Annotated in this window: 12 protein-coding genes and 1 pseudogene; 10 read left to right on the plus strand and 3 right to left on the minus strand. The window is 73.2% G+C overall.

The features are described from left to right. The first annotated feature begins 295 nt into the window (after positions 1 to 295). The 10 genes and pseudogenes from ER308_RS14790 (at position 296) to ER308_RS14835 (ending at position 17,621) form a co-directional block, all read left to right on the plus strand. Positions 296 to 7,204 (plus strand): cell wall-binding repeat-containing protein, encoded by a 6,909-nt coding sequence (locus ER308_RS14790; protein WP_131155695.1) that lies wholly within the window; start codon positions 296 to 298, stop codon positions 7,202 to 7,204. Between the two features lie 636 nt (positions 7,205 to 7,840). Then, positions 7,841 to 8,506 carry an ABC transporter substrate-binding protein gene (locus ER308_RS14795; protein ID WP_165492120.1) on the plus strand — a complete coding sequence of 222 codons (666 nt, stop codon included), beginning with the start codon at positions 7,841 to 7,843 and terminating at the stop codon, positions 8,504 to 8,506. Between the two features lie 100 nt (positions 8,507 to 8,606). Continuing rightward, positions 8,607 to 9,731, plus strand: coding sequence for a branched-chain amino acid ABC transporter permease (locus ER308_RS14800; RefSeq protein ID WP_131155697.1), 1,125 nt, complete (start codon positions 8,607 to 8,609; stop codon positions 9,729 to 9,731). Continuing rightward, positions 9,731 to 10,768 (plus strand): 3-oxoacyl-ACP synthase, encoded by a 1,038-nt coding sequence (locus tag ER308_RS14805; protein WP_131155698.1) that lies wholly within the window; start codon positions 9,731 to 9,733, stop codon positions 10,766 to 10,768. The genes ER308_RS14800 and ER308_RS14805 overlap by 1 nt, the downstream gene beginning before the upstream one ends. A gap of 559 nt (positions 10,769 to 11,327) precedes the next feature. After that, positions 11,328 to 11,858: pseudogene (locus ER308_RS23255) on the plus strand (alpha/beta fold hydrolase); the annotation flags it as partial. Further along, a complete protein-coding gene (locus ER308_RS22540) occupies positions 11,780 to 12,208 on the plus strand; it encodes an alpha/beta fold hydrolase (protein WP_131155699.1) in 429 nt (142 codons plus the stop codon). The pseudogene ER308_RS23255 and the gene ER308_RS22540, both read left to right, overlap by 79 nt. Before the next feature lie 27 nt (positions 12,209 to 12,235). After that, positions 12,236 to 13,264: an alpha/beta hydrolase gene (locus ER308_RS14820; RefSeq protein ID WP_131155700.1), complete on the plus strand. Its 1,029-nt coding sequence runs from the start codon at positions 12,236 to 12,238 to the stop codon at positions 13,262 to 13,264. A 16-nt stretch (positions 13,265 to 13,280) separates the two neighbouring features. Then, the gene (locus tag ER308_RS14825) at positions 13,281 to 14,828 is read left to right on the plus strand and encodes an AMP-binding protein (RefSeq protein ID WP_131155701.1); all 1,548 of its coding nucleotides are present in this window, start codon (positions 13,281 to 13,283) and stop codon (positions 14,826 to 14,828) included. A gap of 58 nt (positions 14,829 to 14,886) precedes the next feature. Then, positions 14,887 to 15,573: a TetR/AcrR family transcriptional regulator gene (locus tag ER308_RS14830; protein ID WP_131155702.1), complete on the plus strand. Its 687-nt coding sequence runs from the start codon at positions 14,887 to 14,889 to the stop codon at positions 15,571 to 15,573. A gap of 347 nt (positions 15,574 to 15,920) precedes the next feature. Continuing rightward, positions 15,921 to 17,621 (plus strand): diguanylate cyclase, encoded by a 1,701-nt coding sequence (locus ER308_RS14835; protein WP_131155703.1) that lies wholly within the window; start codon positions 15,921 to 15,923, stop codon positions 17,619 to 17,621. Positions 17,622 to 18,064: 443 nt separating this feature from the next. On the opposite strand, the gene ER308_RS14845 is transcribed toward ER308_RS14835, so the two are convergent. From ER308_RS14845 to ER308_RS14855, 3 genes are all read right to left on the minus strand, one after another. After that, positions 18,065 to 19,540 carry an MDR family MFS transporter gene (locus ER308_RS14845; protein ID WP_165492121.1) on the minus strand — a complete coding sequence of 492 codons (1,476 nt, stop codon included), beginning with the start codon at positions 19,538 to 19,540 and terminating at the stop codon, positions 18,065 to 18,067. After that, complete coding sequence (locus tag ER308_RS14850; RefSeq protein WP_165492122.1) at positions 19,527 to 20,126, minus strand: MarR family winged helix-turn-helix transcriptional regulator; 600 nt, start codon at positions 20,124 to 20,126, stop codon at positions 19,527 to 19,529. Before ER308_RS14850 ends, ER308_RS14845 begins: the two co-directional genes overlap by 14 nt. A gap of 257 nt (positions 20,127 to 20,383) precedes the next feature. After that, the gene (locus ER308_RS14855; RefSeq protein WP_131155706.1) at positions 20,384 to 20,851 is read right to left on the minus strand and encodes a PPOX class F420-dependent oxidoreductase; all 468 of its coding nucleotides are present in this window, start codon (positions 20,849 to 20,851) and stop codon (positions 20,384 to 20,386) included. Positions 20,852 to 21,308 lie beyond the last annotated feature (457 nt).

A 21,308-nucleotide genomic window follows, 5' to 3' on the forward strand; every position in this document is an offset into this window, starting at 1 on the left:
GCCTGTATCGCTCTCGTCCTGCTGCGCCTGCCGCGCTCCGGTCTTCCCGGTGGGCGATCCCGGGTGGCGCATTCCCCTGATCGGGGGTCCCGTAACAGGGGATACTGAAATGCGGCTGCGAGATCGCTGTTCGTCCTATACGTGATAGGAAGCGAAAGATCGTTGGATGGCTTGACAGTCTGACACCTCCCCCACAGGCTGTGCGCTCGATGAGGTGGGCATGACCCCCGCGCCGCGGGAGTTCACCGCGGCGCTTCACGTCCGGTGAGGCGGACGAAAGTGGAGGAAGATTCTCATGCGTCGACAGCTCTCGCTCGTGCTTGCACTTCTCCTCGTGGTTGCGCTCACACCCGTCGGCGGTGTGGGCGCCGAGCCTGACGAGGATGCCACCGACGATGATCCGTCTGACTCGCTGGGTGAGCGCTCCCAGGACCTGCGCGACGGCGCCCGGGAGCGCCTCGAGCGCGCGCGGGCCGATGCGGGCGGGTCCCTGGACCGCGCCGATGCGCTGTCCGAGGCCGTCGAGGCGGACGAGCCCGACGCGCAGGCCCTCGCCGAGCTGCTGCCCGAGGTCGACGCCGACGCCGTCGCGGTCGACGGCACGTTCGATCCGCGGGACGACCGGCCGGGCGCACAGGCTCGGGTCCGGGACGACCGGCTCGTCGTCGGGCTGACCCTGCCATCGGTGGCGGAGGTCCTGGTCGAGGCGGCACCCGACGTGCGCGAGCCCGGCATCGAGGAGGCGCCCCAGGCCGAGGACGCCGAGGATCGGATCGCGCAGCAGCAGCAAGCGGTGCGCGCGGAGATCGCGGCGCACCAGCCGCCGGCGCGCGGGCCGCAGGTCCACCAGGACCGGACCGTCGAGCTGCGACAGGCGATCAACGCCCTGGTGGTCGACGGGGACGCCGAGCTGGCGCGGGAGCTGCTCGAGCTCGACGACGTCGCGTTCGTCGAGCCCGTCGTGAACTACGAGCGCGAGCTCGACCGGACCGTCGCTCAGGTGGGCGCCGGGGAGGTGCTGGACGAGGTGGGGATCGACGCGGACGGCGACGGCGTCTCGGTCGCCGTGCTCGACTCCGGCATCGACTACACCCACGAGCGCCTCGGCGGCGACGGCACCGAGGACGCCTTCACCGCGGTGTACGGGGAGACCTGGGACTCGCCGGAGAACCAGCAGCTGCCCGGCGACGAGGACGACCCGTTCAACAGCGACAAGGTCACCGAGGGCTTCGACTTCGTCGGCGAGATGTGGGGCGCCGACCCGAACGAGTTCCCCGACCCCGAGGAGCTCCCCGACGACCCGCTCGACGACGCGCTCCTCGACCCCAACCCGAACCCGATCGACATCGGGGGGCACGGCACGAGCGTCGCCGACATCGTCGGTGGCGTCGGCGAGGATCCCGGCGTGGCCCCGGGCGCCGACCTCTGGGGACTGAAGGTCTGCGCCTCCTACGGGCTGAGTTGCTCGGGGACGGCCCAGCTCGAGGCGATCGACTACGCGCTCTCTCCCGAGGGCGACCCGGGGCTGCGCGACCGCGTCGACATCATCAACCTTTCGCTGGGCGCCGACTACGGGCTGCCGGAGACGACCGCGAGCACCCTCGCGCTCGAGAACGCGAGCGCGCTCGGGGTGAGCGTCGTCTCGAGCGCCGGCAACGCCGGTGACAACCCCTTCTCCACGGGCACGCCGTCGTCGGGCGACCCCATCCTGTCGGTCGCGCAGACCGCGGTCACCGGCGAGGCGGTCGACCTCGTCGAGGTGACCGCCGACGGCGCCACCGAGGAGTTCTCCGCGGTGCGCTTCTCGTTCAGCGAGGAGCAGGACGACCCCGTCGAAGCCGACCTCGCGATCGGCCCGGAGCTCGGCGACACCCCGGGCGAGCAGCTCGCCTGCAACGTCGACGACGAGGGCGGGATCGACCCCGACGGCGACCGGCCCTACGAGGAGGGGGAGCTCGACGGGCGGATCGTGGCGGTCGAGCGCGGCGAGTGCGCCTTCAGCGAGAAGGTCTCCAACCTCTCGGTCGCCGGGGCCGAGGTCGGCCTCGTGGTCCAGGACGTGGACGAGCCACCGTTCGACGGGGCCGACGGCGGCCACGAGCCCATCGACATCCCCGGCTACATGACCGAGACGGGGCTCATCGAGTTCGCGGACGGGGCGGACGACCTCGCCGCCTCGATCGATCCGGCCGAGGACGCCCCGCTGGACGACACCGTCGTCGGGACGAGCTCCCGCGGGCCGGCGCCGCAGAGCCACCAGCTCAAGCCCGAGATCGGCGCGCCGGGCGCCGCGATGACCGCCCAGGCCGCGAGCGGTGACGAGACCACCACGTTCGGGGGCACGAGCGGCGCCGCGCCGCACGTGTCGGGAGCCGCCGCCGTGCTCCTCGAGCTGGAGCCCGACCTGTCACCGGGCGACGTCAAGGCGCGGCTCATGCACGCCGCGGACCGGGACCTCGAGACGTTCTTCGGCGAGCCTGCCCCCGTGTCGCGGGCCGGGGCGGGCGAGCTGCGCCTGGCCGACGCGGCCACCTCCGACCTGGTCGTGCGCTCCCGAGACCAGGAGGGCGCGGCGGCGGCGTTGTCGTTCGGCTTCCCCGACGTGACCGAGGAGACCACGGTCACCGAGCGGCTCGAGGTCGAGAACATCGGCGACTCGACCCGCACCGTCTCTTTCGCGGTCGAGGAGCGCAGCGGTGCCGGCCAGCCCGGCGTCGACGTGACCGTCGACAGCCCCGTCACCGTGAGCCCCGGTCAGGCGACGACGCTGAACGTGTCGATGACGATCGACCCGGCCGAGCTGGACGACTGGCGCCTGGATGCCGGCGTCGACGGTCGGGACGGTGACCTGTTGACCCACCTCGAGTACGACGGGTACGTGGTGGCCACCGATGAGGACGCCGACGAGGAGGCCGCCGCGGTGCCGTGGCACGTGCTGCCGCGGCCGGCCGGCGACGTCGACGCCGAGCCCAACGAGATCGGGATCGCCGATCCCACCGTCGAGCTGTCGAACGACGCTGAGGCCGACGCGGGGCTCGAGGGGTACGCGCTGCTCGGCGAGGACGAGCGCACCTACGACGAGGGCGACCCGTTCACCCGGGAGTTCGCGGATCTGCGCGCGGCGGGGGTCCGCACGGTGGACATCGGCACCGACTTCGCCCTTGAGTTCGCCGTCGACACGTGGGACCGGACCACCAACGCCTCCCTGCCGGAGAACCTGGAGGTCCAGCTCGACACCACCGGCGACGGCGACCCCGACCGTGCGATCTTCACCGTCGACATCGGGTTGATCACGGGAGCGGGCCTGCAGGGACAGGCGGTCGCGGTGGTCGTCGACCCCGACACCGGCGCGATCCTCGCGGACCCGTTCTACGTGCAGCACCAGACGAACGCGGCGACCACGACCTTCGTGGCCCCGTTCGCGGCGCTCGGGATCGACCCCCTCGAGTATCTGCTGGGGATCGGCGAGCCGATCGACGTGACGGTGCTGGGGGTCGACGCGTTCGACGGCCTGCCGACCGACGTCATGCAGGGACCGCCGATCGTGCCGTTCGGTGAGCGGTTCCTGCCCGACCTGGAACCCGACGACGAGGCGCTCGTGCTCGACTCGGTCCTCGAGGCGGGCGAGACCCGCGAGATCGTGGGCTCCGAGTTGCTCGGCACCGACTCCGAGGATCTCGGCGTTTTGCTGCTCACGAACGGGCGGTACCTCGCCGACGAGGAGATCGCCTCGACCGGCGCCCCCGAGGGGCGGGAGGCCATCGCCCTGCCCGCCCGCGAGGGCGTGGTCAACGTCGACGATCCCGCGGAGGTGTTCGACTCCGTGCAGGAGGCGGTCGGCGCCGCGGACGAGGGCGACACGCTGCTTGCCCGGGGCGAGTTCGAGGAGAACGTCGTCGTCGACACCGACGGTCTCGCGCTGCTCGCGTCCAACGCCGGGATCGCCGCCGCCGATCCGGCGGATCCCGCGCTCGAGATCCTCGCTGACGACGTGCTGGTCGACGGGTTCGACCTCGAGCTCGACCGCTCGCAGCAGCTGCCCACCAATCCCGGGGTCCTCGAGGCCTCCGACGCCGACGGGCTCGTGTTGTTCGGCCTCGACCTGTCGATCCCCGGTGACGACGTGACGCCCACGAACCCCGCGCTGCGGGCCGAGGGCGTGTCCGAGTTCGCGTTCGTCGAGGGTGTGCAGGCCGACGCGGCGGTCGCCTTCCACGAGGCCGGGGAGGCGGCCGATGTGCTGATCGACGACTCGATCGTGCGCACCGCCGGCGACGCGGGTATCTGGACCACCGGCGAGTTCCTGACCCTGGAGCTGTTCGGCAACACCGTCGAGGAGGCGGGGACCGAGGACGAGGACGCTTCCGACGTCCTCGTCGCCGAGCCCGTCGAGGTCATCAATGGCGTCGACACCGCCGAGGACCCGGCGCAGGTGGAGGACGCCGTCCTCGACCAGAACCCCGGCATCGACTCGGTGGAGCTGCCCTGGCTCGCCGAGGAGGAGGGCGCGCGGATCGGCGACGAGGTGTACGACACCATCGCCGAGGCGCTCGACGCGGCCGAGGAGGGCGACGAGATCGTCCTGCTCGGGACGTTCGACGAGTCGGTGGAGGTCGATGTCCCCGGCGTCACGATCCGCGGCAACTCGGCGACGATCACCGGCGACGGCGAGGCTCCGCTCGTCCGGGTCGCCGTGGACGACGTGTCGGTCGGCCCGAACCTCACGCTGGCGCAGGACCGCAGCACGGGCTCGGCGAACCCCGTCGCGCTCGACGGGGCGAGCGGTACGACCGTCGAGGGTGTCGAGGTCGACATCACCGACGACGGCGTGCCGGGGATCCCCGCGATCCGCGGTGGCGACGTCGGCGACACCGAGGTGACCGGGACCACCGTCGACGCGGCGATCGCGTTCGCCGGCCCGGACGCGGACGCGGACATCACCGTCACCGGCAACACGGTGACCACCGCCGGGGACGAGGCGTTCTGGACGGTCGGCGAGTTCGCGTCGCTGGAGCTGACCGGCAACACCGTCGAGGAGTTCGGGACGCTCGGCGAGGTCGACGCGGCCGTGAAGCTCGTCGACCGGCCGGGCGAGGTCAACGGCGAGACCCAGCCTCAGGCGGTGATCGACTCGGTCGTCGACGCGAACGAGGGCGTCGACGACGTGACCCTCGACTTCGTCGATCCCGGCACCGTCCTCAACCTCGCGACGAACGCGACGCACGACAGCGTGGGCGCCGCGATCGATGCCGCCCGGGCCGATGACACGCTTGTGCTCGCGGGGGAGTTCGAGGAGGGGGTCACGATCCCTGAGCACCTCGCGGGGCTGGAGCTGATCGGTCTCGACGGCGCGGCGCTCGACCAGCCCGACCCCGGGGAGCCGCTGCTGCACGTGCAGGCCGACGGGGTGCGGGTCAACGGCCTCGACCTGCGCGTCGACCGTCAGCCGGGGACCGTCGCCCCGCCCCATCGGCCGGTCGCCCTCGACGTCGAGGGGGTCGCGGACGTCACCGTCGAGGGCACGTCCATCGCGGTCGACGGCGGCGATCACGGCAACCACCCCACCCCCGCCCTTCGCGTCACCGACGGCGAGGGATCGCTCACGGTGCGCGAGGTCACGAGCCATCGCGCGATCGCGTTCGAGGGCCTGGACGAGGCCGCCGACGTGACGGTGCGCGACAGCACGGTGGCCGATGCCGGCGACGCGGGGCTGTGGACCACCGGCGAGTTCGCGGCGCTCACGATCGAGGGCGTGACCGTGGAGGCGTTCGACGGCGACGCGGCCGCGGCGTTCGAGGACCCGTTCGGCGAGGTCAACGGCGTCACCGACGAGGCGGAATTCGAGGACGTGATCCTCGACGCGAACCCCGGCCTCGAGTCGGTCGGCCTGCCCTGGGTCGCGAACGGCGGCTCGGGCAGCGGCGGTGGTCCGGGCAGCGGCGGCCCGGGCAGCGGCGGCCCGGGCGGCGGCGGTGGTCCGGGCGGCGGCGGCTCGGGCGGCTCGGGCGGCTCGGACGGCTCCGGCGGTGACGGCGGTGGCTCGGATGGCCCCGGCGGTGACGGCGATGCCTCGGGCGAGGACGGCGGTGCGGTCGCCGGCACCGCGCTTGGCCGCACGGCCGGCGACGGCCGCTACGCGACCGCGGCCGACATCGCGACCAGCGCCTACGAGGACGCCAACACCGTGTACCTCGCGACGGGCGAGGCCTTCGCCGACGCGCTGGCCTCCGGCCCCGTGGCCGTCGTCGAGGGCGCTCCGTTGCTCCTCGTCCGCCGCGAGGGCGAGGTGCCCGAGCCGACCGCGGAAGCCCTCGACGAGCTGGCGCCCGAGCGGCTCGTGCTCGCCGGCGGTGAAGCGGCGATCGCCCCCGAGGTCGAGGATGCGCTCGGCGACGCGGGCGCCGACGTGGAACGGGTCGACGGGACCGATCGGTACGCCACGGCGGCCGCGCTGGCGATGACGGCGTTCGACGACGCCGACACCGCCTACGTCGCGACCGGGGAGGGCTTCGCGGACGCGCTCGCGGGCGGCGCGGTCGCGGCGGCCGACGACGCGCCGGTGCTGCTCGCCGAGGAGGACGGCGTGCCCGAGGTCACCGCCGAGGTGCTGACGGCCCTGGGTGTCGAGGACGCGATCGTCCTCGGTGGCGAGGCGGCCCTGGGTCCGGACGTCGACGCGGACCTGGCCTCCCTCGTCGATGGCGACGTGGAGCGGATCGCTGGCGAGGACCGCTACGACACGGCCGCGGCACTCGCCCGGCGCATCGACGATGCGGAGGCCGCGTACGTCGCCACCGGACAGGACTTCGCCGACGCCCTCGCCGCGGTGCCCGCCGCGGCGCAGGAGCCCGCACCCGTGCTGCTCGCCGCGAGCGAGCCGCCCCTGCCGTCCCCGCTCGTCGACGTGGTCTCCGATGCCGCGTTCGGCCGACTCGAGATCCTCGGTGGCGAGGCGGCCATCGCGGACTCGGTCGCCGAGCTGCTCGACCGAGCGCGCGCCGGCGAGCCGACCTGCGTCGACCTCAACGAGGCCGACGCGGAGCTGCTGGAGGAGATCACCGGCATCGGTGAGGTGCGCGCCGAGGCCGTCATGGACGGGCGACCGTGGAACTCGGTGGACGAGCTCACCGCGATCTCGGGCATCGGGGAGGCCACCCTCGACGGCATCGTCGAGCAGGGGCTCGCCCGGGCCGACTGTCCCTGATCCACGGCTCACCGAGGCGGTGACCAGGCCGCGGGCACGGGTGGCGCCCGCGGCCACGAGTTCCGTCGTTGCTGCGCCCGCGGACCCCTGCGTCCGCGGGCGCAGCAGTGTTTCGGCCCCTGGTCACGCATTGACAGGTGAACCAGGTCTCATATCTTGCTCCGACACCGGGTGGGGCCAGTGGGAGGTCCCGCGAGCCAGAGGCGCGCCGGGGTGGGGCGCCGTGCGAGGAGGAGACCGCCATGGCTGCAGCGACGCACGTGGGGAGCGGGACACGGGACACGCGGAGAGGGGCCGCGTGGCTGATCGCATTGCTCGGGGTGTTCGCGCTGCTGCTCGCGGCCTGCGAGGCCGACGAAGCGGCCGACGATGCCGACGATGGCGATGACACCGAGGAGCCCGACGACGAGGACACCCCCGACGACGAGCCGGACGACGACGAGCCTGACGACGACGAGCCTGACGACGACGAGCCTGACGACGAGGACGAGGCGGACGAGGCCGAGGCCGCCGAGGCCGATGGCGAGCCCATCCCCGTGGGGGTCATCACCTCGACCAGCGGGTTGCTCGGCAGCTACGGGCAGGACTACCTCGAGGGCCTCGAGATCGGCCTCGACTGGGCGACCGACGGCACGGGTGCGGTCGACGGTCGTCCGATCGAGTTGGACACGGTACGAGGGCGAGCCGGACCAGGCGATCAGCTCGGCGGTCGACCTCGTCGGCGAGGGCGTGACGATCCTCGGCGGCACGACCTCCTCGGGTGTGGCGGTGCAGATGGCCTCGTTCGCCGAGGAGAACGAGGTGCTCTACCTGTCGGGGCCGGCGGTGACCGATGCGATCACGGGCGCGAACGACTACACGTTCCGCTCCGGCCGTCAGACCTACCAGGACGTCGCGGCCGCCGCGGCGCTCGTCGAGGATCTGGAGGGCGAGACCGTCGTCGCGTTCGTCCAGGACTCCGAGTTCGGCGAGTCGAACGTCGCCGCGGTCGAGAACGTGCTCGGCGTGGACGTGGGCGCCGACGTCGTGCCGATCGAGGTGCCGCTGTCCGCGACGGAGTTCACCCCCTTCGCGCAGCAGGTCGCCGACGCCGACCCCGAGCTCGTCTTCGTCGCCTGGGCCGGCGACACGACCCCGGCCATGTGGGAGACGCTCGAGCAGCAGGGCGTGCTCGACGAGTACGCGGTCACGACCGGGTTGGCCGAGCAGGCGACCTGGCCGCTCTACGGGCCGGCCGGGCCGGAGATCGACTTCCTCAACCACTACTTCGGCGGGGCGCCGGACAACGAGGCCACTTCGTGAACTTCTTCGCCGGCGCCGGGGTCGGGGACCTCACCGTGGTCGCGCTGCTCGCGGCGACGTTGCTGCTGCGCCCGCAGGGCCTGCTCGGGGCGGTGGCGCGATGAGCGTGCAGACCAAGGAACCGGAGGCCGGCGAGTCCGCGGCGATCCCGCCGCCCAAGCGCGGGCGGGCCCTCCCGTGGATCGTGGGCGCCCTGGGGGTCGTGTTCGCGGTGCTGCCGTTCGTCGACGTGCCCCTGCCGGGGGTGTTCTCGGGGGACCTGTCGTCGCCGGGCACACTGCAGATCCTCGCGGTGGCCCTCGTCTTCGCCGGCCTCGCGATGAGCTACGACCTGCTGCTCGGGTACACGGGCATGCTGTCGCTCGGCCACGCGCTCTACTTCGCGCTCGGGATCTACGGGTCGAACATGCTGATGGTGTACGGCGGGTTGCCGTACTTCGCCGCCGTGCCGATCACCCTCGTGGGGGTCGCGGTGGTCGCGACGGTCCTCGGGTCGGTCGCGTTGCGGGTGCGCGGCGTGGCGTCCGCCATGGTCACCCTCGCGTTCGCCGAGGCGTTCCACGTGCTCGTGGAGTCCGACCCGCTGTCGGTGACCGGTGGCGAGGAGGGCCTGCCGCTGTCGAGCGACCACATCCCCGACCTGTTCACCGGGGTGGTGAACCTCCAGTGGGTGTACTGGCTCGCGCTGCTGTTCGCCCTGCTGACGTTCGTGATCTGCCGGCACGCGGTCTCGAGCCGCGCGGGGCGCGTGTGGCAGGCGGTCCGCGAGAACGAGGATCGCGTCGAGCTGCTCGGCCTCGTCCCGTTCGGGTTCAAGCTCCTGTCGTTCGGGATGTCGGCGACGCTGGCGGCCGCCGGTGGCGCGGTGTACCTGCTGGTGATCCGCGGCGCGAACCCCGAGGTCGGGACCGCGATCTTCACGCTCAACGTGATCATCATGGTCGTGCTGGGCGGGCTCGGGCGGCTCTGGGGCGCCGCGCTCGGCGGTTTGCTGTTCGGCTACCTCGATCACCGGTTGCCGGACCTGCAACGCGCCGGCGTGTTCGATGACCTCCCCCCGTGGCTCGAGGGGCCGCTCACCGAGCCGATGTTCATCCTCGGCGTCATCTTCGTGGCGCTCGTCATGTTCGCTCCCGGCGGGATCGCGAGCTTGCCGGCGCGGCTCGGCCTCGACCGTGTCGTGGGCGCGCGCCGACGCCGCGGCCACGAGACGGGAGGTGCGTGATGGGTGGCGGGCGCGTCGGCATCGTCGGGACCGCGGGGTACCTGCCGCAGCGCTGGATGGCCGCGTCCGAGCTGGCGGAGGCCTCGGGCATCCCCGAGGACGTCCTCGTCGAGCGGTTCGGGCTGCGGGGCAAGCACATCGCCGCCCCCGACGAGCACGTGAGCGACCTGTCGGTCGCCGCCGCGCAGCGGCTGCTCGCCGAGACCGGGGTCGACGCGGCGGCCATCGGCGCGGTCGTGTACTTCGGGTCGACGTGGAAGGACCACGCGGTCTGGCAGGCCGCCCCGCGCATCGCCGAGCAGCTCGGCTGCGGGGTGACGTTCGCGTTGGAGCTCGACTACGTGTCGTGCGGCACGCCGGTCGCGTTGCGGGTGTGCCGCGACCTGCTCGCCGCCGAGCCCGACCTGGGGACGGTGCTGGCGGTGGCCGCGTCGCGCGAGTCGTACCTGCTGGACTACGCGAACGAGCGGGCGCGGTTCATGTTCAACTTCGGCGACGGGGCGGTGGCCGGTCTGCTCGCCAGCGAGCCGGCCGGCTTGCCGTGGCGCGGCGAGGTGCTCGGCTCGGCGACGCTGACCGACGGGTCGTTCTCGATGGACGTGAAGGTGCCCGCCGGGGGCAGCGTCGAGCCGCCGAGCCACGAGTCGGTCGACGCGGGGCGCCACACGCTGGACGTCCCGGACCCGCAGGACATGAAGGAGCGCCTCGACCCGGTGTCGCTGCCACGGTTCCTGGAGGTCGCCGAGCAAGCGCTCGGGCGGTCCGGGGCCGACCTCGCCGACATCGACGTGCTGTGCGGCATCCACATGAAACGGTCGATCCACGAGGCGATCGCCACGAAGCTGGGCGTCGACACCGAACGCGCGATGTACCTCGACGACACCGGCCACATGTCGGGCGTCGACCCGCTGTTCGGCCTCGACCGTGCGGCGCGGCGTGGCGTCGTGCGGGATGGTGACCTGGTGCTGCTGCTGGCGGCGGGCACGGGCTACACCTGGGCGGCCACGGTCGTGCGGTGGGGGGCGGGTCCGTCGTGACGAACGCGGGCGCGAGCGCGAGCGATGCCTCACCCGGTGCGGGTGGTGCCGCTCTCGGCGCGGGCGCCGGGGGCGAGCGATGCCTCCCCCGGCGCGGGCGCGCGCGAGCGATGCCTCCCCCGGCGCGGGCGGTGCCTCAGGCTGCCCTGGCCGTGGCGTGCCGCGGCGTTGCAGTTCCCGGCGCCGACCCCGGTCGGCAGTACCGTCGCCGTGCACGTACCGGACGCCTCCTCCCGAGACGCCGTACGGTTGCCCGCGGATGCGCGGGCAACCGCACCACGACTCGGCGAGTCGATGACGGGCTCCACTGGCCCGGTGCAGCAACCCGCGGATACGCGGGCAACCGCACCAGGAGCGCTCCGAGCGGTCGTGGCGCTCGAACCGACGGACCCGGCCCGCGGGGGGAGGCTGCGCCGCGGGGGGAGGCCGGACCGCAGGGGGAGGCCGCGCTGTGGGGGGAGGCCGCGCCACCGGGGGATCTGGCCGCGGCGGGCGCCGGGAAGGCGGATCCGGCCGCCGTCGCCAAGCACGTCGACGACCGAACCCGGGAGTGATGCGTATGCCACCGACCTCCGAGACGCGTTTCGCCACCCACGACGGGACCCGGGTCGCGTATGCGCTCAGTGACGAGGCGGGCCCGGACGCGCCGTGGGCGGTGCTCGTGCACGGCCTCGGCTACCCGCGGGGCGGCTGGGGACCGTTCGCCGACGAGCTCGCGTCGACGGTCAACCTCGTCCACATCGACAACCGCGGGATCGGCGAGAGCGACGTCCCCGAGGGCCCCTACGACGCCGCCACGATGGCCGGCGACGTGATCGCGGTGCTCGACGACGCGGGTCTCGACCGCGTGCATCTCGTCGGCGCGAGCCTCGGCGGCATGATCGCGATGGAGGTCGCGCTCGGCTGGCCCGACCGGGTGAACCGCCTCGTGCTGCTGGCCACGAGCCGGGGGGCGATCGCGCGTCGCCGATACCCCCACCCACCCAGGAGCTGCTGGCACGGGCGCAGGAGATGGACCCCTGCGAGGCGCTGCACGCGCTCACCGCCAACGCGCTGTCACCCCGCTCCCGTGAACGCGATCCGGACCTCGTCGACGGCATCGTGGCGCTGCGCAGCGCCACGGCGCAGGATCCGGCCGGGTGGCGGGCGCAGGCGGCCGCTGGTGCCGGCTACGACTCCGGCGGCCGCGAGGCGCGGATCGCCGCCCCAACCCTCGTCGTGCACGGCTCCGACGACGTCGTGCTCGATCCCGCGAACGCCGCGCTGCTGGCCGACACGATGCCTGGCGCCGTGCTCGTCACGCTCGAGGAGGTCGGTCACCTGCTGTACTGGGAGGAGCCACGCTCGGTGGCGGGACTCGTCGCGCGCTTCCTGGTCGGGCAGGATCCGCGGGGTGACACCACCGCCGAGGCGGGTGACACCACCGCCGAGGCGGGGTGACCGACCCGAGAAGGGGGCGATGAGACCATGACCGATCCGGTGGAACGCACCGTGCGCACCGATCGGCTCGCGATCCGCACCTGGGAGCGCGGTGACGGTGAGCCGATCCTGTTCGTCCACGGGAACCTGTCGTCGGGGAGCGCGTGGTACGAGCAGCTGCGGTTCCTCTCCAGCGGCTATCGCGGCATCGCGCCCGATTTGCGCGGGTACGGCAGCACGGAGCCGGCTCCGGTCGACGCGACGCGCGGCCTCCGCGACTGGAGTGACGACCTCGCCGCCCTGCTCGAGGTCGAGGACATCAGCGGCTGCCATGTCGTCGGTCACTCGATGGGCGGAGGGGTCGCGATGCAACTCGCCCTCGACCACCCCGACCGCATCCGTTCGCTCACGCTGGTGTCGGCGATGTCGCCGTACGGGTTCGGGGGCACCCGACCCGACGGGACGCCGTGCGCCTCCGACTACGCCGGCTCGGGAGGCGGTGTCGCGAACCCGGACCTCGTGCGCCGCATCGACGAGGGCGACCGCTCCGACGAGAGCGAGGCCAGCCCGCGGCGCGTCGTCCGGGACCTCTTCTTCCCCTCGCCGGAGCTCGTCCGCGAGGAGGACGCCCTCGTCGAGGCCATGCTCGCCGGACGGATCGGCGACGACTTCTACCCCGGTGACTCCGTGGAGAGTTCGTACTGGCCGTACGTCTCGCCCGGCAAGCGCGGCGTGCTGAACGCCATCAGCCCGCGCTACTGCGACCTCTCGTCGTTCGCGAGCCAGGGACCGGCGGTGCCGATCATGTGGCTGCACGGCGCCGAGGACCGGATCATCGCCGACGGCTCGCTGGCCGACCTCGGCACGCTCGGGCAGCTCGGCGCGGTTCCGGGTTGGCCCGGCGAGGACGAGTTCCCCCCGCAGCCGATGGTCAGCCAGCTGCGGGCGGTCCTGGAGGCGCATCCGGGGCCGCTGTCGACGGTGTGGCGCGAGGGCGTCGGCCACTTCCCGTTCGTGCAGGAGCCCGATCGGTTCGCCGAGACGCTCGCCCGCCACCTCGACGACGCGCGCGAGTGAGGGAGGAAGCGCACCTGTGACAGGGGAGCTGACCCTCGACCGGTGGATCCGGGACCGCGCGGTGGTCACGCCGGAGCGCGTGACGATCGACTGCGAGGGCGAGGCCACGACCTACGCCGAGCTCGATCGCGTGAGCGAGCGGGTGGCCGCCGGACTCGCCCGCGCGGGGGCGGGGGTCGGCTCCCGGGTCGCGGTGCTCGCGGGCAACCGTCCCGAGACCGTCGCCGTGCTGTTCGCCTGCGCCAAGCTCGGTGCGATGCTGCTGCCGCTGAACGTGCGCCTCGCGGCGCCCGAGCTCGCCTACCAGCTCGACGACAGCGACGCGGGCTGGCTGCTCGTCGGCGCGGACTACGACGCGGCCGCCGACGCCGCGCTCGACGCGGCCGACACGGCGGTGCCGCAGCGCGTGCGCCTCTCGTGGGGCGCGCTCGACGAGCTCGGCTCCGACGAGCCGCTCCCGGTCGGGGTCGCCCCCGGCGACCACGACCCGCTGCTGCTCGTCTACACCTCGGGCACGACCGGCCGCCCCAAGGGCGCGCTGCTCACCCACGCGAACTGCTTCTGGACCAACATCTCGCTCGACCGCACGATCGACGTCACAGGCCGCGACGTGGTCTTGCAGGTGCTGCCGCAGTTCCACGTCGGGGGCTGGAACGTGCAGCCGCTGCTCGCGTGGTGGAAGGGCGCGACGGTCGTGCTCGAGACCGCGTTCGACGCGGGGCGGGTCCTCGACCTCGTCCCCCGCAAGGGCGTCACGACGATGATGGGCGTGCCCGCCCTCTACCGGTTCCTCGCCCAGCACGAGCGGTTCGCCGACGCCGACCTTTCGAGCCTGCGCCAAGCCGTCGTGGGGGGCGCGCCGATGCCCGAGGCGCTGCTCGAGACGTACCTCGACCGCGGGGTGGCGCTCGTCCAGGGGTACGGGCTGACCGAGGCGGCCCCGAACGTGCTCGGCCTGCCCCCCGAGGACGCGCCACGCAAGGTCGGCTACGCCGGCAAGCCGTATCTCCACGTTGACGTCGCGCTGCGCGACACGGCGACCGGCGAGCGCCTCGACGGTCCGGCCACCGGTGAGCGCCTCGACGGTCCGGCGACCGGCGAGCTGCTGGTGCGGGGACCGAACGTGTTTCCCGGGTACTGGCGCGTTCCCGACGCGACGGCCGCCGCCGTCGACGCCGACGGTTGGCTCGCCACCGGCGACGTCGCCGAACGCGACGACGAGGGCTTCTACCGCATCCGCGACCGCACCAAGGACATGTACGTCTCGGGAGGCGAGAACGTCTACCCGGCCGAGGTGGAGGCCGTGCTCGACGCGAACCCCGCGGTGGCCGACGTCGCCGTGGTCGGGGTGCCCGACGACCGGTGGGGCGAGGCGGGCCTTGCCGCGGTCGTGCCCGCGCCCGGCGCGGCGCCCGACCCCGATGACCTGCGCGCGCACTGCGCCACTTCGCTCGCCCGGTTCAAGGTCCCCCGCGACGTCGTGCTGGTCGACGAGCTGCCGTACTCGTCGATGAACAAGGTGATGAAGGGCGAGCTCGCGCGCCGACCTGGGGCGCGCGCATGAGTTCGTGCCATGCTCTGTCCGCGCGGCACGACACACCGAACAGCGACCCGGGGAGCACATGACACGCGACGAGGGAACCGGCAACGGGCTCGCGGCGGGCACGGCCCAGTGGCCGATCGAGGAGGCGCCCGCCCCGACCTCGGTCGAGGGCCGCACGCTGTCGCGCAAGGGCGAGCGCACGCGCGGGGCCCTGCTCGAGGCGGCCGAGCAGGTCTTCGGCGCGCTCGGCTACCACGAGGCCTCGATCGTGAAGATCACCGAGGCTGCCGGCGTCGCGCAGGGCACGTTCTACCGCTACTTCTCCTCCAAGCAGGCGATCTTCGAGGAGCTGGTCGTCGACCTCAACCGCCGCGTGCGCCACGCGATGAGCGAGGGCGCGGCCCGCGGCACCACCCGCGCCGAGGCCGAGCGGCACGGTTTCGCCGCCTATCTGCGGTTCACGGCCGAGCATCCCGCGCTGTACCGGATCATCCGCCAGGCGGAGTTCGTCTCCCCGGCGACGCTGCGCGAGCACTACGAGAAGATCGCGGCCGGGTACGTCGAGGGGCTGCGTCGCGCGATGGGGGAGGGCGAGATCGTCGAGGCCGACGCCGAGGTGCTCGCGTACGCGCTGATGGGCGCCGGCGAGCTCGTGGGGATGCGGTGGGTCCTCTGGGCGGAGGCCAGCGAGGTGCCCGAGGTGGTCGTCGACGAGCTCGCGGCGTTCGTGTCGCGCGGCCTCGGCGCACGCAACGGCTGGGAGTGAGCGGCGAGGGCATTCCCCCGGCTGTGCGTGGCCTCCTCCGGCCGGGTGCGCGTGGCCTCCCCCCGGCCGGGTGCGCACGGCCTCGTCCGGCCGGGTGCGCGTGGCCTCCCCCCGGCCGGGTGCGCACGGCCCTGTTCGGTGTGCCACGGTGTGTGATCCTACCGGTCCGGTCCGAAGGCCGGTCCGGGCCCTCGTTGCTACAATCGGGGGCTTCCGGGGTCGTCGCATCACAGGGGCTGGTTACGCAGGGTTGTTCCTGTGTCACAATGCGGGGTGAGGCGCTTCCAGCGAAGGCTGACGACCTCGCGTGGGCCGTCCGCGAGGGAGCGCCCGGCAGGGGGTGGGATGTGACCGAGGAACGCGGCGGTGCGGCGTCCCGTCCGCGCGCGGCCCAGGCGTTCCCGGTCACGGGGGGCAGGCCGCAGGGCGAGAACGAGGGCGCGAGCGCCGCCACGACGCCGGAAGCAGCCGGCGGCGCCGGAAGGCCACCGAGAGGCTCCGCGAGCCTGCACGATGTGCCGCTCACCTGGAGCCCGCAGCGGCTCGCCGAGTGGGACACGCGCGTCGCTCAAGCGTGGGAGCAACGGGTCAGCGATCCAGGGGAGGCGCTCGCGGCCGCGGAGGCGTTGCGCGACGAGGCTGCGGCGGCCGGCGACGAGTCCCGCGTCGGGCGCGCGCTCGCGCTCGTCGGGGCGATCCAGCGCATCCGGGGCGACTACCCCTCGGCGTTGCGGGCCCTGCGGGAGGCCCTCTCGCGTCTCGACAGCGGCCCCGACAGCGACCGCGCGATCGCGCTCGAGGAGGCCGGTGCGATCGACAGCTACCTCGGCGAGCACGCGACCGCGGTCGAGCGGCTGCTCGAGGCGCTCGACCTGCACGAACGCGAACAGCACGTCGAGGGTCAGGCGCAGGCCCTCGCGAAGCTCGGCATGACGTTTTTCCACCACGGCGAGCTGGACGAGGCCGAGCGCGCCTACGAGCGCAGCCTGGACCTGCGTAAGGAGCTCGGCGACGCCGTCGGGCTCGCCGGGATGCGGAACAACCTCGCCAAGGTCGCGACCGCCCGCGGCCACCACGACGCTGCGCTCGAGCATCTCGCCGCGGCCTGCGCGGGCTGGGAGAAGACCGGCGAGTTCCGAGGCCTCGCGATGAGCCTGCACAACACCGCGGTGGCCCTCATCGAGTTGGGAGGGCAGGAGGACGGCCTCGCGTACCTGCTGGTGGCGATCGACGTCTACGACGCGACCGGCCACGTGCACGGGGCGTGCGAGGCGCGGGCGCGGCTCGGCTCTTTGCGCGTCGAGCGGGGGGAGCTCGACGCGGGGATCGCGCTGTTGGAGCGCGCGTTCGGCGAGGCGAACGAGCGGGGGCTGAGGGAGGAGGCCGCGCGGGCCGCCGAGGCGCTGGCCGACGCTCACGAGCTGGCCGGCCGACCGTCCGAAGCGCTGTCCTGGCACCGCCGGCTGCGGGACCTGGAGCGCGCGATCTTCGACGAGACCTCCGACCTGCGGCTGCGCACGCTCCAGGTGCACTTCCAGCTCGACCGGCTGCAGCGTGACAGCGCCACGGACCCACTGACGGGCCTCGCCAACCGCCGCGAGCTCGATCGACGCCTCGCCGAGCTCGCAGAGCGCGCCCGCGCCGAGGGCGAGGACCTCGCCGCGGTGCTGTTCGACCTCGACGACTTCAAGCGCGTGAACGACGAGCACTCGCACGCGGTCGGCGACGAGGTCCTCCGCGCGGTGGGATCGATCCTGCGCGAGTGGACGCGCCCCACCGACCTTTGCGCGCGTTACGGGGGCGAGGAGTTCGTCGTGCTGTTGCCCGGCTGCGAGCTCGCCGCGGCCCGCTCGATCGCCGAGGGGCTGCGCGATCGGATCAAGAACCACGAGTGGGACGAGGTGGACGCGGGCCTGGAGATCACGGTGAGCGCCGGCGTGGCGAGCCTCGACCGTGTCGCTTCGGTCCCGGATCTGCTCGGGGCTGCTGACCGGGCGCTCTACGACGCCAAGCGGCTCGGCAAGGACCGGGTGCGCACCCCGGACTGATCGGCCCGCTCGTGCCGCCTCGCGGCCGGCGCGCGGCGTGCGGCCGCCTCGCGGTGTCGGGTCGGAGGCGTTGCGTTGGATCGACGTGTTCGTTCTGGTGCGAGATCCTGCGCGGGATTGACCTGTGCGGTCTGGTGCAGCAGTGGTGGCCGTCCAGCGCACGCTGTCACCGCGCAGCGTGGTTCTGTCGTTGCGCAGCGTCCGGACGGCGATTGCGCCGGACCGACCTATTCGCGCTGGTGCAAGATTCCGCGCTGGTTCGACGTTGACCTTTTCGTGCAGCCGGAAGTGAGTGCAGGCCACACGTGGTGGTCGCCCTGCCACGGCCCCTGCCACGGCCCCGGCAACGGCCTCGGCTCGCCCTGCCACGGCCTCGGGTCGCCCTGCCACGGCCCCGGGTCGCCCTGCCACGGCCCCCGCTCGGCCTCGGCTCCGCCCCTGGCTTATGACGCCTCGGCCGCGCGGGCGTTCTGCAGCTCCGCCATTCGGCGCCGCCCGGGCAGGGCGAGCGAGACCACACTCGCGGCCAGCCGCAGGCCGGCCGCGATCAGGAACACCAGGTTGTAGCCGGACTGCGCGTCGGCGGCCGCCTCGGCCGTGTCGACGCCGGCGGGCGCGACCGACCCCAGCGCGGCCACGAGCACGCCAGCGAAGACGGCGACGCCGATCGCGCCCGCCAACTGGCGGGTCAGCGACAGCAGCGCGGAGGCCTGCCCGGTGAACCGCTCTGGCAGCGAGTTCATCGCCGCCACAGTGGTCGGCATCAGCGAGAGGCCGTTGCTCATGCCCATCACCGCCATCAGCGCCACGACGATCTCGATGGGCGTCTCCGGACTCAGGAGTCCGAGGCCGACGAGGGAGGCCCCGCCGAGCGCGTGCCCGACCGACACGGGCAAGCGCGACCCGACCCGGTCCGCGAGACGGCCCGCCAGGGGCATCATCGCCGCGGCGGCCAGCGCGTTCGGGACGATCAACAGCCCGACCGTCTGCGCGGAGAGGCCGCGGACGACCTGCAACTCCACCGGCAGGTAGTTGATCGTCGCGAACTGGGTCATGGTCACGAGGATCAGGACGACGGACCCGGCGGCGAAGGTGGGCACGGTGTAGGCGCGCAGTTCGATCAGCGGGTTGGCGCGGCGCAGCGACCGCCCGACGAGCACGGCGAGCAGCACGACGCAGAGGGCGGCGAGGGCGAACGTCTCGACCGACGCGAACCCCCAGGACTGGGCGTTGCGAGCGAGCAGGACGATGGCCGGCATCGCGAGACCCGCGAGCACCCAGCCGCCGATGTCGAGCGGTCGAGGATCGGTCCGGGTTGCGGTCGGGAGCACTCGCCACGCGACGAGCAGGCCGATGGCGCTGATGACGACCAGCGCGGCGAACACCCAGCGCCAGGAGGCCGCGGTGACCATCCAGCCACCGAACGGCGGCCCGAGCGTGGGCGCGGCCATGAGCGCCATGCCCCAGATGCCGAGCGCTTGCCCCCGTTTGTGGGCGGGGAACAGCCCGTAGACGATCGCCATGCCAATGGGCATCAGGGCGCCGCCCCCGAGGCCCTGGAGCACCCGCCCGCCGAGCAGCAACGGCATGGTGGGCGCGAGCGCGCCGACGATCGAGCCGACCCCGAACATCAGGAGCGCGACGAGGTACACGGACCGCCGGCCGAAGCGGTCGCCCAGCCACCCCGTGGCCGGCTGCACGAGGACCACGGCGAGTAGGTAGGTGGTCACGACCCAGTCGACGTCGATCGGCGCGGTCCCCCCGAGCTCACGGTCGATGTGGGGGAGGGCGACCCCCAGCACCGTCGTGTTGATGACGACGAGGTAGGTGCCGAGCAGGACGGCGCCCATCACGACCCACGGGCTCCGCCCGCCCGCCGTGGTCGCGGGGCCGTGTTCGGGGGGTTCAGCGGAGGCCATGCGAGGCCTCCTCGGAGGTCTGTGCCTCGGGCGTGTGCGCCCCGGGCGTGTGTGCCTCGGGGGCGTGTGCCTCGGGGGCGTGTGCCTCGGGCGTGTGTGGCTTGGAGGTCTGTGCCTGGTGTGGCTCGGCGGAACGGCTCGCGTCATCGAGGCGCTCCAGCAGCTCCACGAGGCGCGTCACGTCCTCCTCCGGCCAATCGGCGATCAGCTGGCGCAGCAGCGAGCGCCGCGCGTCCACGAGTTGGGCGAGCGCGGCCTCACCCTGCTCAGTGAGCTGCAGCGTGCTCCGCCTGCGGTCCTCGTCGTCGACGTTGCGCGCCACGTATCCCCGGTTGACGACGCGGTCCACCAGCCGGCTCGCGGTCGACTGATCGAGGACGAGGTCCCGTGCGACGGCGCTCACCGAGCAGCCTCCCCGCTCGCCGATGACCCGCAGGGTGCGGTAGTCCCGGGGTTCCAGGCCGCGGTCGAGGCGCGCGTCGAAGTGCGCACGCGCCGCCGGGCGCTGCCAGAAGCGGCGCAACCCCGTCAGTACTGCGTCCAGACGTTCGGGTAGCGACGCCGGAGGGTGAGATGAGCGCGACATAATTGCAGGTACCATACATTGGTCGGCGGGTGACGCTGAGTGTCCGCCTTGTCCGTCCGGTCGGGGCTGGGCGTGCGGTTGGCCGTGGCCCATGGATGGCTGGCCCGCCGGACCGCCGGAGCCCGGCGGACCCCGGCGCCCGCTGGATCCCCGGAGTCCGCCGGACCCCCGGAGACCGCTGGGGCCTGCTGGGCCCATGGGGCCCGCTGGACCCCTGGGGTCCGCTGGACCTCCGGAGGGAGCGGTCGCGCGGTGACTCAGCCAGTGTCGTCGACGACGTCGGGCGGGAAGCCCCCGGTGGCGATCGGGCCCCAGGACTCGATCCCGAGTCGCACGATGCACTTGCCCTGGCGCCGCATCGCGTCCCGGTACTCGTCCCAGTCGGGGTGCTCGCCGCTGATCACGCGGAAGTACTCGACCAGCGGCTCCATCGCGTCGGGCAGGTCGAGTACCTCGGCAGTGCCCTCGACCTGCACCCAGGGGCCGTCGAACTCCTCGGACAGCACGCACATCGCCGCGCGCGGGTCGCGGCGCAGGTTCCGGGCCTTGGCGCGTTGAGGGTAGGTCGAGACGAGCACCCGGCCAGTGGTGTCGAGCCCCATGGTCACCGGCGACAGTTGCGGGCGGCCGTCCGATCGAAACGTCTGCAGCACGCCTCGGTGTCGCGGTCGGATGAAATCCTCGAGTGCGGCACGGTCGACGTGGTCGGTGGTGGCAATCTTCATGACGGGAGCCTGCCCGGTCGGTGGTGGCGGACGGTGGTGGCGGAACCGATCGCCGCGAGCCTACGCCGAACCCCGGAGCGCGACACCTCTGGCCACGCCCATCGCGTTGGTTTCGAAGGGGGTCCTTGCGGTACGGTGCGCCGAAGGTAAACCAAAGGTGAATGGACGGTGGCCGCAGGGTGGCCGGAGGCAGTGCGCCGGTCGCCTGGTCGCCCGAGGTCGGGTCGGCTGGTCGCTCGGTCGGGGCGTCGTCCGGCACTCGGGCGGCTGGTTGCCCGAGGTCGGGTCGACTGTCGCCCGGGTCGGCTGGTCGCCCGGTCGGGCAGTCGTCCGGCACTCGGTCACCCGGGAGCCCGGCGCCGAGTCGCCCGGGAGCCGGCGCCCCAACGCCCGGCGCCCGCCCGGCTGACCGAGCGGACCGGTCCTTGGCCCGCAGAGGCCCGATCACCTCCCGGTC

Source organism: Egibacter rhizosphaerae (assembly GCF_004322855.1).
GTDB lineage: Bacteria > Actinomycetota > Nitriliruptoria > Euzebyales > Egibacteraceae > Egibacter > Egibacter rhizosphaerae.